At 33.2% G+C, this 13,720-nt stretch carries 13 protein-coding genes; 4 read left to right on the top strand and 9 right to left on the bottom strand.

Annotated features, from left to right (window positions below):
- Positions 1–50: 50 nt before the first annotated feature.
- Entirely contained in the window at positions 51–455 is a 405-nt protein-coding gene (locus tag LNQ49_RS02350; RefSeq protein WP_229987180.1) for a hypothetical protein, read from the bottom strand.
- A gap of 596 nt (positions 456–1,051) precedes the next feature.
- On the opposite strand from LNQ49_RS02350, the gene LNQ49_RS02345 reads away from it, so the two are divergent.
- Positions 1,052–1,291: a hypothetical protein gene (locus tag LNQ49_RS02345; RefSeq protein ID WP_229987179.1), complete on the top strand. Its 240-nt coding sequence runs from the start codon at positions 1,052–1,054 to the stop codon at positions 1,289–1,291.
- Between the two features lie 178 nt (positions 1,292–1,469).
- Here the strand turns inward: LNQ49_RS02345 and LNQ49_RS02340 are convergent, their stop codons facing one another.
- The 5 genes from LNQ49_RS02340 to LNQ49_RS02320 all read right to left on the bottom strand — a co-directional run bounded on the left by LNQ49_RS02340 (position 1,470) and on the right by LNQ49_RS02320 (position 9,283).
- A complete protein-coding gene (locus tag LNQ49_RS02340) occupies positions 1,470–1,907 on the bottom strand; it encodes a DUF6896 domain-containing protein (RefSeq protein WP_428978332.1) in 438 nt (145 codons plus the stop codon).
- 72 nt (positions 1,908–1,979) lie between these two features.
- A complete protein-coding gene (locus LNQ49_RS02335) occupies positions 1,980–2,423 on the bottom strand; it encodes a hypothetical protein (protein WP_229987177.1) in 444 nt (147 codons plus the stop codon).
- 1,099 nt (positions 2,424–3,522) lie between these two features.
- Positions 3,523–4,611, bottom strand: a complete 1,089-nt coding sequence (locus LNQ49_RS02330) for an efflux RND transporter periplasmic adaptor subunit (protein ID WP_229987176.1) — start codon at positions 4,609–4,611, stop codon at positions 3,523–3,525.
- On the bottom strand, positions 4,601–7,885 hold the full coding sequence (locus LNQ49_RS02325) for an efflux RND transporter permease subunit (RefSeq protein WP_229987175.1): 3,285 nt from the start codon (positions 7,883–7,885) through the stop codon (positions 4,601–4,603). Before LNQ49_RS02325 ends, LNQ49_RS02330 begins: the two co-directional genes overlap by 11 nt.
- Before the next feature lie 12 nt (positions 7,886–7,897).
- A complete protein-coding gene (locus LNQ49_RS02320; protein ID WP_229987174.1) occupies positions 7,898–9,283 on the bottom strand; it encodes a TolC family protein in 1,386 nt (461 codons plus the stop codon).
- A 164-nt stretch (positions 9,284–9,447) separates the two neighbouring features.
- Here LNQ49_RS02320 and LNQ49_RS02315 point away from each other — a divergent pair, with 164 nt between their 5' ends.
- A complete protein-coding gene (locus tag LNQ49_RS02315) occupies positions 9,448–10,485 on the top strand; it encodes a sensor histidine kinase (protein WP_229987173.1) in 1,038 nt (345 codons plus the stop codon).
- Positions 10,486–11,196: a LytR/AlgR family response regulator transcription factor gene (locus tag LNQ49_RS02310; protein WP_229987172.1), complete on the top strand. Its 711-nt coding sequence runs from the start codon at positions 10,486–10,488 to the stop codon at positions 11,194–11,196.
- A gap of 29 nt (positions 11,197–11,225) precedes the next feature.
- On the opposite strand, the gene LNQ49_RS02305 is transcribed toward LNQ49_RS02310, so the two are convergent.
- Positions 11,226–11,660, bottom strand: a complete 435-nt coding sequence (locus tag LNQ49_RS02305; protein ID WP_229987171.1) for a DUF6526 family protein — start codon at positions 11,658–11,660, stop codon at positions 11,226–11,228.
- A 179-nt stretch (positions 11,661–11,839) separates the two neighbouring features.
- Here LNQ49_RS02305 and LNQ49_RS02300 point away from each other — a divergent pair, with 179 nt between their 5' ends.
- Positions 11,840–12,799 carry a bifunctional helix-turn-helix transcriptional regulator/GNAT family N-acetyltransferase gene (locus LNQ49_RS02300; protein WP_229987170.1) on the top strand — a complete coding sequence of 320 codons (960 nt, stop codon included), beginning with the start codon at positions 11,840–11,842 and terminating at the stop codon, positions 12,797–12,799.
- A 60-nt stretch (positions 12,800–12,859) separates the two neighbouring features.
- On the opposite strand, the gene LNQ49_RS02295 is transcribed toward LNQ49_RS02300, so the two are convergent.
- Both LNQ49_RS02295 and LNQ49_RS02290 read right to left on the bottom strand, forming a co-directional pair.
- Positions 12,860–13,204, bottom strand: a complete 345-nt coding sequence (locus LNQ49_RS02295) for a cupin domain-containing protein (protein WP_229987169.1) — start codon at positions 13,202–13,204, stop codon at positions 12,860–12,862.
- Positions 13,205–13,220: 16 nt separating this feature from the next.
- Positions 13,221–13,646: a DoxX family protein gene (locus LNQ49_RS02290; RefSeq protein ID WP_229987168.1), complete on the bottom strand. Its 426-nt coding sequence runs from the start codon at positions 13,644–13,646 to the stop codon at positions 13,221–13,223.
- Between the last annotated feature and the right edge of the window lie 74 nt (positions 13,647–13,720).

Here is a 13,720-nt window from a genome sequence, read left to right as displayed (position 1 = left end):
AATTTTCGGCGTTATTAGGATTATTTATTTTTAATTCTGCATTTCTTTGGTTATTTAACAGGCTTGATGTTCCAGTCGCCATTTTTATCAAGGATTGTTAAATACCTGATTTCATTATCTTCGACTGTATGTAACTCATGAATTTTGAGCGTAATTTGGATAAGAAAGGCAAAGAAGGTCTCAAAGTCCTTTTTAGAATTATAAAGTCCTCCCCATTCATTGAGTGTCCAAGTCAATTTTTCTCCAGACAACATTGTTATTGTAAAAGTTAAATAGGGCAGTTCGATATCCGAGCGCTTATAACGTTCATATATATCAGATCCTAAAGCTCCAATTTCTTTTATAGGAACATGGATATGAACAATATCTTTGTAGGCTAGCTGTTTGTACTTAGAACAAGAAAAATCATCTTCATTGGTAATGATATGCTCTGTCTGTCTTATTTTTTTATGCATTCGCTTTATCAAGTATTTGAACGAGCCGACTGCAATGAGAATGGAAAAAACCGCTAGCAAGCCATTGGCAAATACCCACGATAATAGGAGCGTAGCAAAAGAGACAAGAAACGTGAAAAACAAGACGACGCTTGGCTTGTCTGTTTTTCCATGATGATAGTTGAAATAATATTCATTCATCTCTTTATACTTTTTTAGTTTTTGTAATGTCCTGAAAAAAGTTGACTCATTACTATCCTAAATTAGTATTAAAAATAGAATCATCAAAATTTAATTTTGGTGAATTTGCGCCTTTTTTGAATTAATAAATTTTCTTGTTTCAAGATTTTAAATAGTTTATCTCTTGTTCAGTATTTTTTGATTACTTTGCTAAAAATCATTAGTTGCCCCATTTAATTGGAATAACTATCATTTTTTCATCGATACAATATTTTAAATGAAGGTTTTTTCTTATATTTACAGTTCTTAAATCTTCACATTAAGAACAAAATAAAATTTCCCTTATGTTATGTAGTAAAGCTCCGAAAGGACTTTGACGCCGTGAAGAAGCGTAAGACTGCTAAGGCATGAGGGTTTTATTCTTAAATCTTCACATTATGAGTACAAACAAAAACAACCTTTCAAAAGAATCCGAAATTAGGTTAGTGAATTTTTTTAACAATACAATCGATCCAAAAGAAATGGCTAAGGCGATAAGACAAGCAAATTATATACTTGCTTTAGGAGTTATGAGGGAAAATGAAACCCTTCAAAACGAAGTTGTCACTTTAGAAAATAGTTTTTATTGGTTGAATAAATTAGCAGAGATTTTAAATCCTTATTTGGATGTTGAATAAAATTTTTAATCAAATAAAAAAACCTCGATTTTATAAAATCGAGGTTTTTTTTGTTTAGTTTTTATTGCTGGAAAACTCATTGCTGGCGCGAGCGTCTCGCTCGTGCATACAATCTAAATTATAATCTTCTTGAAAAAATAATCATTTTAGGAAAAGTATAAAGTTCCATATTTTGTGTTCACGAGCGAGACGCTAGCGCTAGCGGGGGGACCTTAAGAACTCTATAAGTTTTAAAAACACATCCAAAAATATCTCCTTTTACAATTAGCCAAGCTAAAGTTCCTTTATTTATAAGTTGGTATAATTCATATTCAATATAGTCAGAACTATAATTTAGTTTTTGATATTCAGGATGAGTTCTGATAAATTCAGTAAAATCCCATTGTGTAAATTGAATTTCATTTATTGAAATATCATACTTACACAAAACACCATCTTTTTCAACTGTACAACCACTTCCATGAAACCAATATTCAATTCCGTCTATAGTTCCTTTTTTCTCAAAAAGGGTTCCTGAAAACGAACATGGATTTATATCCATTTTATATTTATTTTTCAATAGAACTTCAAAAGTTCTTATAAAACAGATATAGTCAGTTAAAATTTCTTTGATCATAATTGCTGGCTTATTATAGGAGCTATTGAAATTTTCATTAATGATTGATGAATTTTAGCAAGACATTTAGCTTTACTTATCCTCAATTATTTTGTATCTCTTATCTTCAATAAAAAGTTCTTTAGGTTCTAATTTATCAGGAAACTCAAATAATGCAATTCTATAAATTTCTTTATTTGGCTTGATTTTCGTTTTTGTACCTATAAAATAGGCTTGAAATTTTAAGAATCTATATAAACTATCTTGTTCAGATGAAATGTATACATCAGCAAAATCAAAAATGCAATCTTTTTTATCTTCGTTTTTCAAGGTAAGTTTCAATTTGACAAATTTCATTCCTTCTGCTGCTTCTATTGGCATTGGTTGTATTAAAGGCATTGGTTCACCTGGCCTCATATAGTCTTCAGAAATCTTTCTAAATTTAATACTCAAACCTTCAATACTACTATCTTCAATTTTAAATCCAGTAGTGGTGATGAAAAGCATAAGCAATAGTGTCATTTTAATTTTTGCCATAGATTATTTTGTTTTTTATCATAGAATGCACAAGGCATAACTTTAATTATATTTTCGTTTTTGTAAAGAGTTTGAAGAATGAGATGGGAGCAAAGTTGAAAGATTTTTGACAGTGAGGTTAATATTGTACTGTAGCTACGTATATGTATTTCGTAGCAACAATATTAGAAAAATAAGTTTTAAAAAGAAAGGGAGTTTTGTAAAAAAGCATATTAAAAACAGAGCAATAAAGTAATGTAAAAAACTTTGCTAAATAAAAATGGTCTATAGTAATGTATCGAGTCGTGGGATTTCTCGTTCCTCGAAATGACAAGATTGTGTATGTTCTGCGTAAACTCGAAACAAAAGAAATCTGAAAGAAACTAACTGATTGTTTTTTCTTAAATTGTCGAGTTACTCGTGGAGATTTCTCGTTCCTCGAAATGACAAGATTGTGTATGTTCTGCGTAAACTCGAAACAAAAGAAATCTGAAAGAAACTAACTGATTGTTTTTTCTTAAATTGTCGAGTTACTCGTGGAGATTTCTCGTTCCTCGAAATGACAAGATTGGCTATGTTCTGCGTAAACTCGAAATAAAAGAAATCTCCGAAAGAAACTAACTTATTATTTTTCTTAAATTGTGGAGTTACTCATGGAGATTTCTCGTTCCTCGAAATGACAAGATTGTGTATGTTCTGCGTAAACTCGAAACAAAAGAAATCTGAAAGAAACTAACTGATTATTTTTTCTTAAATTGTCGAGTTACTTGTGGAGATTTCTCGTTCCTCGAAATGACAAGATTGGGTATATTCAGCGTAAACTTGAAACGAAAGAAACCTGAAAGAAACTAACTGATTGTTTTTTCTTAAATTGTCGAGTTACTCTTGGAGATTTCTCGTTCCTCGAAATGACAAGATTGGGTATATTCAGCGTAAACTTGAAACAAAAGAAACTTGAAACAAAAGAAACCTGAAACAAAAAGCCATAAAAAAGGACGATACTTTATCAGTTATCGTCCTTTAAGGCAATTTTTAAATTGCATTTTAAATCTTTTCAGATTTTAAAATGCCGTGTTTAACAATTGCGTACAGTGCTTTGTAATCTATAAAAGAGAGCTAGTTATTCTTTTACAACATCACCTTCTTTAATTTCTTCGCTGGCAATTTTTATCAATTTGTCATTGCTATTTAAATCACCAAATATTTCAATTTTATCATCAATTTCTCTTCCTTTTTTTACAGAGACTCTAGTTGCTTTATGATTAACAACTTTTATAATATAGATACTTTCGGCTGAACTTACAACGGCAGTCTTAGGAGCTACAAAGGTACTGTCTTTTGCATTTAGCGGAAGTAAAACTTCGGCAACCATTCCGGGTAATAAATCTCCGTTTGTATTGTTTACATCCATTTCTACACGTTCTGAACGTAGCTTTAGGTCTAATGCTCCAGACATACGTTGGATTTTAGCTTTAAAAGTTTCAGGTGATGATTTTACATTAAAAGTCATTTCGTCACCTTGTTTTAAATAGCCCGTATACAACTCTGAAATAGATACGGCAAGACGTAATTTTGTTTGTTCCTGAATAGTTAATAATGGTAAATCTGATCCTTTTCCAGATGGACCTACATACGCACCTAAATTAATATTTCTAGCGGTTACAATTCCGTTAAAAGGAGCACGAATTTCAAGATATCCTCTTATAATTGCTACTTCTTTGTGCGCAGCAACAGCCGCTTGGTATTGTGCATAATCAGAATTCTTTTTTCCATTTGCTAATTCTAAATCATTCTTAGAAATTGTCCCTTCTACTTTACTAGTTTCATAAAGACGATTATAAGTACTTTTACTAGTGCTGTAAATAGCTTCCATCGATTTTAATCTCGATTCTGCTGCTGCAAGTTGTGAGGTGATTTCTGGTGCTTCTAGTACAATCAAAAGTTGTCCTTTGGTTACTTTTGAACCAATATCTACTTTAAGTAATTGTACAAAACTGCTTACTTTGGCATACAAATCTACTTGTTGAAAACCAGATAATTCTGCTGGCATTCGCAATTCGGTAGATAGCTTTTCTTTTTGCAAAAGAAACGTTTCTGTCTTTGGTTCAATTTCAGCAACAGCTTCTTCTTTTTTATTTGAATTACAGCTGCTTAATAAACTTACTGCTACGAAAAATAGCATGGCCGATTGTAATATTTTATTTTTCATTTTTTGATTTTAATGAGGATATATAGTGAATACTTTCTTCATCTTCAGGATCTAAAGAAACAGATTGTGTCGTTGTTTTTTCTTGTGCCCATGCAAAAATAAGTGGCAAAATTAATAGTACTGCAAATGTCGAGAATAGTAATCCGCCAATAACTGCGCGACCTAATGGAGATACTTGATCGCCTCCTTCACCGTGACCAATTGCCATTGGTAACATTCCGGCAATCATTGCTACTGAGGTCATGATTATCGGACGAAGACGTAATGCTGCAGCTTCACGAGCCGACTCTAATGCATTGCCATTGTGTTTTCGTAATTGTTCGGCATTGGTAACTAATAAAACGGCATTGGCGATAGAAACTCCAACCGACATAATGATTCCCATGTAGGATTGTAAGTTTAGCGTCGAACCTGTAATTGTTAACATCAATAAAGAACCCAATACTACTGCGGGTACTGTTGTTAAGATTACCAACGATACTTTGAATGATTGGAAATTTGCTGCCAACATCAAAAAGATTACGAAAATAGCAACCAATAATCCAACTTGTAAACTACTTAATGTTTCAACCAATACCTTACTCATACCTATTGGAGTAATGAATAAACCACGAGGTAATTCGCCAAGAGATTTTAATGTTGCATCTACATCTTTTACAGCTGTTCCTAAATCGGTTTGGCTAATATTGGCAGTAACTGTAATGTAGGGCATAGCTCCTAAGTTGTCGTTTTCACCACTTACATAACCTGGTGTAATTTTGGCAACATCACTTAATACAGGACGAAGCGAATTTTTTAGTACTGGAATTTCACCAATATCAGTTCTGCTTTTCATATTATTTAAAGGTACTTGTACCTGAACGCTATATGATAATCCAGCTTTTTCGTCTACCCATGTATTTTTTTCAGTGTATCTGGATGAAGATGTTGAAGCCACTAGCGAACGGGAGATATCATTCATATCAACACCTAATTCGGCAGCACGAGTTCTATCAATATCAATATTCATTGCAGGATAATGGATTGGCTGTCCAATTTGCACATCTCTGAAATAAGATATTTTCTTTAGTTTCTCGACGATCTGGTTGGCGTAAAGCTCATTTCGCTTTTTGTCTTTTCCAGCGATTCTTACTTCAATAGGAGTAGGGGAGCCTTGGCTTAAAACTTTATCGGTAAGCTCAATAGGCTCAAAAGATACTTTCACATCAGGAAGAATCTTTTTAAGTCGCGCTCTAAATTCATCCTTAAAATCATCCATATCGGCATGATAGTCTTTTAAACTCACCTGAAATACGGCTTCATGTGAACCTGCCATAAACAAATAGATTGGGTTTATTGAGAACAACGATGGGTGTTGCCCCACATATACAGAAGAAATTCCGATATGTTCCTTGCCAACCATTTTGTTTAATTCTTTAAGTACTAGAATTGCTTTTTCTTCGGTACGTTCTAAACGAGTTCCGTCGGGAGCGCGCATTCTTAATTGAAACTGACTAGAGTTAACTTTAGGGAAAACATCTTTTCCGATAAAAGTAATCAGTACAATTGCTAAGAAAGTAATTCCGAAAAGATAGGCTAGAGTTACTCCTTTTTTATATGGAAAAAGACGGTCTATAGTGCGCATAAATCGAATTCTGAATTTCTCAAAATGACTTATTTTTCCATCATTATTAAGATCTTCTCTCTCGACCATTGCTTTTTTCTGAGTAATGAGGTCTTTTTCAGATTCAGGAGTTAATCCGCTATCGTTAAATTCGGCTTCATCATCAGTAATACTAGGGTCATGTTCATGTACAGGATGTCCTTTCATTAACCAGTTTGCCATTACAGGCACAAAAGTTTGAGAAAGTAAAAACGAGATAACCATCGAGAATCCAATTGCTAATGCCAATGGCAAGAATAATGCACCCGGGATACCAACCATTGTAAATGCAGGTGCAAATACGGCTAGAATACAAAGAAGAATTAATAATTTAGGCAAAGCAATTTCCTGACAGGCATCCCAAATGGCGAGTGCCTTGGGCTTTCCCATATCGAGATGCTGGTGAATGTTTTCAATCGTAACCGTACTTTCATCTACTAAAATACCTATGGCAAGAGCAAGTCCGCTTAAAGACATTAAGTTGATGGTTTGACCAAATAGTTTCAGGAATAAAACTCCTGAGATAATCGAAATCGGAATGGTCAGGATTACAATCAAAGCAGCACGTCGGTCACCAAGGAAAAGTAAAACCATTAATCCGGTTAATACTGCACCGATGATACCTTCTGTAATTAAACTTTTAACCGAATTGATTACATAAACTGATTGGTCAAATTCGTATGATAGTTTTACTTCTTCGGGTAAAGTACTTTGAATTTTTGGAAGCTCTGATTTTAATTTCTGAACCACATCCCAAGTCGAAGCATCTCCTGCCTTGGCAATACTTATATACACAGAACGTTTTCCGTTTACCAAAGCATAACCAGCAGTGATATCGGCACCATCTTTTACGGTAGCAACATCGCCTAATTTTAAGTTTTGAACGCTTCCTTTAAACAATGGAATCTTTTCAAAATCTTTAACTTCCTTAATTGTATTGTTGGTTGGAGTAATATAATTGGTATCTCCCATACGAACGTTTCCAGATGGAGCCGTTTGATTGTTTACACGAATGGCTTCAACAATTTGATCGGGGGTCATATTATGCGAACGTAATAAATCTGGATCTACGTTAACCTCGATTGTTCTTGGGCTTCCGCCAAAGGGAGCTGGAGATAATAAACCTGGGATAGAAGTAAATGAGGCACGTACGTAAACATTGGCTAAATCCTGTAATTCATTATTAGAGCGTATTTTACTGCTTAAAACCAATTGTCCAATTGGTAGAGAAGAAGCATCAAAACGGATGATAAACGGCGGTTGTGTTCCGGGAGGAAATGCAGCTTGAATTCTATTCGATAACGAACTTAACTCGGCAGCAGCCTGTGCCATATTGGTATCTTCATAATAGGTTAATTTCATAATCATTAACCCTTGAATATTCTTAGTTTCAACAGATTTTACGCCATTGGCAAATGGAAGAATATTGACATAATTTTTGGCAAAATAAGCTTCCATCTGATCGGGAGTATATCCACCAAAGGGATGTGCGATATAAATAACTGGCAAATTCATTTTCGGAAGGATATCTACCTTGATGTCCTTGATAGCACCAATTCCGAAGAAGAATAAACCTGCAACCAAAACCAGTATGGAAATGGGTTTGCGAAGTGCAAAACGTATTAAATTCATTAGGATCTATAATTAAAATTCATTTATAAATAAGTCAAAATTGCCTGTGGCTGCTGCTTTGAGTAAGAAAGATTGCCATACATTATTATTGACAATATCGCGGTCTATCTCGGCACGATTTAGCGTATATAGCGTTTGGGTAATATCAGTTAATGTGGTTAATCCGTTTTTGTATAATGTTGATTTTTGTAAATAGGCCTGTGCCGCTGCCTTTACTTGAATAGGAGCTTCAGCATAATTATCCATTGTGATTTTAATTTTTGCATCGGCAAAATTCAATTGTGCTTTTAGCTCAGTATCAATCTGGTTGTATTCATCTTGCAATCCTTGTGAGATAAATTTTTGTGCGCTTACTTGTTTGCTCACTCTAAATGGCGTGGTAAGATTCCATGTAATACCAACACCTACCAAATAATTGGTTCGATCGGGGTTAATACCATCTACATAGTTTCGGTTAAAAGAGGTTTGATCGGTTACATAATCCGAGTTAAATCCTGAGGCTCTAGTTTGCAAAACGCCAAACATACTCATCGTCGGGTAATAGCTTCTTTTGTATAACTTAAGTTGTTGGTTGCTGTAATCAATTTTGGTTTTGTAGTATTGAAGTACTGGATGCAAACTGTCATTAGATGATGTAGGCTGTATCATTTCTCTTGGAATCTGACTCACAAATAAGGAATCTGGAATAAAATCCTGAGTTGGAACTCCCATTAAAATAACGAGTTTGCTGTTTTGCTCTTTTACAAAATCTTTGGCTTGATTTAAAGCAATTTTAGCACGTGATACTTCGGCTGTTGCCAATGTAGAATCTACACCCGCAAGCAAACCGTTTTTAACTCTTGCTACTGCTGTATTCTTGAAAACTACAGCACGTTTTAAATTCTTTTCTTGTGAAATCAATAAGCGCTGACTTGCTAGCAAATTAAGATAGGCGGCTGAGATTTTGATTTCTTGCTGAAATTTTTCTTGTTGCAAATCATTTTCACGACTTTGAACTTCGACTTTGGCAAGATTAATTTTTTGTTTGATTCTTCCAAAAGTGAAAAAATCCCAATTCATGTTCACTAGATATAGCGCTCCAAATGAGGCATTCCAGTTTTGTTCTGGCAAAGCGGGACCTGATGAGGCAGTTCCTAAACCATTAAAACCATATAATGCACCATTTTGTCCATTTATAGTTCCGTAGTCTTGCTGTGCCGATAAATTTAGGTTGGGTAAATAATCCCGGTTTGCTTGTTTAAGCGTTTCTTTGGATGCATTGGCATAGTTGCTTTTTGCCTTGACACTACCGTAATTTTCAAGACCTATTTTGATAGCATCTTTTAATGATAGTGTTTGTGCAAAACCTCCCAAAACGGAAAACAATAAAAATAATAGCGTAATTTTTTTGAAATACATAAAACTCAAAATAAGAAATTATGAAACAAAAATATTTTACTTACGCCGAAATAGCCGTTGTTAAATGATGTAATACAATAATAAATGATGAATTGAATTGGTCATTTATTGGGGTCAAAAATTAAAAAAATGTGGTTAATTTGTAAACTATTTAAGTATTAAAAATGAATAAAAAATTAAATAACATATTAGATAACAAATGGTGGCAGGAGATTGCTGTTGTTATCTTTTCATTCACAATTTATACATTAAAAAATGATTGGATGTTATTTAGTTCATTGGCTTCCATCTTAATGGGCGTTTTTTTTTACTTTATATTATACATGCATGCTCAGTTCAATCGCTTTTTTCTTCTTCCAATATTATTTAAAGATCAAAGGCCATTAACTTATATATTCTTGACAATCTTAGGTGTTGTAATGTTTTCTGTAGTATTGTATGAAGTAACGACTTTGGATATGTTTAGCAAATGTCGCTTGTACCAAAACTCACATCAAAGAAGTTATGCTTATCAGCTAGCAAGTGTTTTAGGAACCTTAGTATGTATATTGAGTCCGATTATTGTTTTTAAATTTTATAGAATTAATAAGAGGCAAACAGATGAAACATTGTTGTTTAATCAAATGCAACTTAATGCGCTTAAAGGACAATTAAACCCACATTTTTTATTTAATACTTTCAACACGCTTTACGGAATTAGTCTTGAATTTCCTGATCGTACTCCTGACTTAATCATGAAAGTATCTCAATTAATGCGATACCAACTTGAGAGTAACAATAAGCAATGTGTATCGCTAGAAGAAGAACTTTCGTTTATTAATAGTTATATTCAATTAGAAAAAGAGCGAGTTGGATATCGTTGTGATATTACGTATGATTGTAAAATTGATAATGAAAATGCATATAAGGTTTCTCCGATGTTGTTAATTGCTTTTATTGAAAATGCATTTAAACACGGAACCTGTGCAATTGAAAACTGTTTTGTTCGTATTTTTATCACGGTAGAAAACGGTTTGTTACACCTTCATGTTATCAATTCGATTCCAACCAAAAAAACTAATGTTGTTTCAACCAAAATAGGATTGAAAAACACTATTGAAAGATTGAATTTAATTTATGGTAAAGAATATAAATTAGATATTCAAGATGATAATAATACCTATATCGTAGATTTAAAATTGCAACTCAAGAAGTTTGTATAAATGAAAGAGCCAAAGAAATGTATTATTGTTGATGATGAGCCTGCAGCTCATTATGTTTTGGTGAATTATATCAAACAAAACCCACAGTTAGATTTAGTTTTTCAATGTTATAACGGCATTGAAGCCATGAATTATCTTAGAGAGAATAAAGTCGATTTGATGTTTTTAGATATCAATATGCCTGAAATAAGCGGTATCGAATTATTGAAGATAATTCCGATGCCACCCAAAACAATTTTAACTACTGCTTACTCTGAATTTGCCTTAGAAAGTTATGACTATGGAGTTATTGATTATTTATTAAAACCCATATATTTTCCTAGATTCTTAAAAGCAATTGACCGTTTCTTTTCTATTGAAAGTGTTTCAAACAAAGCCACAGGAATTGTCGCAAATACAGTTAGTGTAAAAGTCGATGGACATCTTTTAGAACTAGAGTTAGACACTTTTTTGTTTGCACAAAGTTTTGGTAATTACGTGAAATTGCACACTACAAAGAGAACCTATCTTGCCTCCATAACGACTAGCGAATTTGAAAAATGTCTCCCCGAATTGGGTTTTATGCGCATTCATAAATCGTATATAGTTGCTTTGGATAAAATAGATACTACCGATAAAGATTTCGTTGTAATTAAAAAGGAAAGACTGCCAATAGGTATTACTTATAAAAGGGAACTATCTGATCGATTAAGAAACAAAGCTTCTCTTTAGTAAAAATCAGTTTTTAAGAGCACAAATCATTACACTCTTTCATAATCACCTTTCCAGTCATTAATCGATTTCTTTATAGAGTTTCCTGAAAGATTTTCATTCAATGCTTTTTCAGTAAGCATCACAATTTCATTGTCAGGACTAAATCGTAAGGCAAATAACTGCTCATTGGTTAATTGATCTTCAAACTCTTCTAATCTTTTCCCTGTTATAGAAAAATAACGATAACGAAGTTCCAATTTGACGATACGGTTTTGTAGGGTGAGGGCATAATGTTGACGGAGCATGAATGCTAATCCAAATAAAACTACAAAAATGAAACTGATAAATATCCAGATTAGTTTTTCTTCAGATGTAAATGAAAAGTAAATACTAAATAGAAGTAAAATTAGTATTACTGGATAATATACGAAATGATGGGGCGGGTAATACCGGACATGATTTTTATAAGATTGTGTTTCCATAACAATTAATTTTTTTAAAGATAATCAAAACATATTCTATGGCATTATTTAGTAAGTTAATATAAAGCCAATATCTTAACAGAGAGAAGGTTTTTATTTTTTTTATTGTTTTTCTTGGTAGCTTGAAAAAAATAATTACATTTACGTAACTGATTACGTAATTAATATTTATAAAAGAAATGGAATTATTTAACGAGCTCGGAAAAGTAGCAATGGGTAGCAAATTGCGAATTTTTACAGATAGATTTACTGAAGATGCAGGAAGAATATATGAGCTGTATAACATAAAAATGCAACCAAAATGGTTTCCTGTTTTTTATGCCTTATCTAAAGGTGAAACTAAAACAATCACAAATATTGCAAATGAAATTGGACATTCTCATCCTTCGGTGAGTAAAATCATTAGTGAAATGTCGAAACAAGGGTATGTTGTAGAGAAGAAAGACAAAGCTGATGGACGAAGAAATATAGTAGCTCTTTCGGCAAAAGGAAATGAAATAACTGAAAAGATACAAGATTTATATCTGGATTTAAATAATGCGATTGAAGATATAGCATCTCAGGCCAATAATGATTTGTGGAGAGCAATAGAGGAGTGGCAATACTTATTAGACGAGAAAAGTTTATTGCGTCGAGTTCAGGAATTGAGAAAGGAGAGAGAAAGTGATAAGGTCGAAATAATTGCATGTGAACCTAAACATTATCCAGCATTTAGAGCGCTTAATGAAGAATGGATTTCTACTTATTTTAAAATGGAAGAAGCTGATTACAAAGCACTAGATAATCCTAAGGAGTATATTCTGGATAAAGGCGGTTATATATTTGTTGCAATATATAATAATGAACCAATAGGGGTATGTGCAATGCTTAAAATGGATGATAAAGATAAAAATTATGATTTTGAAATGGCAAAAATGGCGGTTTCTCCAAAGGCACAAGGCAAAAGTGTAGGCTATTTATTAGGAATGGCTGTTATAGAGAAAGCAAAAGAAGTTGGAGCCACAACGATATATTTAGAGAGCAATACTATTTTAAAACCAGCCATTAGCTTGTATAATAAATTGGGCTTTAAGAAAGTTGCAGGACATCCTACACCTTATGAGCGTGCCAATATTCAGATGTTACTTACTTTAGAATAACCTATTGATTAAAATAAAACCTTCAAAATAATTGATTCTTGAAGGTTTTATTTTAACTGTTTATTTTAAGATGACTACTTCTTCAGGAACCATAAACAACATGATGCAACCTTCTTTAGAAAATGCCGAATGGGTACTTCCTGGGGGCATATATAAGTAATCGCCACTATTTAATTGGTCTGCGCCAAATCGTACTTCTCCTTCCAAAACATATATTTCTTCACCTGCTGGATGACTATGATTAGGGTAAGAAGCGCCTGCATCAAATTTTAATAAAAAAGTAGGAGGTCTTTGTGTTGCTTCATCAAAACGAAGCACTTTTACATAAATACCTGCTGTTTTTATGCCTTCTTCTACTAATGGTTTCCAATTGGTTTCGTTACTTTTTGTGATTTGCTTTTTCATTTGAGTTTAGTTTTAATTAGTTTTTCTTTTCAAGGAGTTGATCTATGCTCCAACGGTATTGTGGCATAGTTGACAAAAGGAATGCTGCTGTTGCAAAGGCAAATACGGAGTAATCTAATGGGTCTTTGATGCCAAAAGAATAGGTCATTGCTAGTGCAAATAAAGTGGTTAGAATTGCTGCTCCAGTTGCCATTAGTCTGGTTTTGTAGCCAATTAAGAGGAGTAATGCAAATGTGGTTTCTAATACTGTGCTTAGTATTGCAATAATTGGAATACTCTTTTGAGGAGCAAAAGAGTTTACTTTTTCGGTGTATGCAACAAAATTATCCCATCCCGAAGAATGTGCTCCCCATAATCCTAAACGACTTGAAACGGCTGATAAAAAGCCAATTGCCAATGCAATACGCAATAGAAGAATTGCTGTGTCCTGATGTTTTTTCATTTACTTTTTTATTAGTAATTAGTATCAGGACAAAGGTGGGGTAGGATTGTTTTCTAAAGAATAGAGAATATTGG

Origin of the sequence: Flavobacterium pisciphilum (genome assembly GCF_020905345.1) — a bacterium.
Classification (GTDB): domain Bacteria; phylum Bacteroidota; class Bacteroidia; order Flavobacteriales; family Flavobacteriaceae; genus Flavobacterium; species Flavobacterium pisciphilum.
The sequence above is the reverse complement of the archived record's forward strand: the minus strand, read 5'-3'. Positions and strand labels throughout refer to the sequence as shown.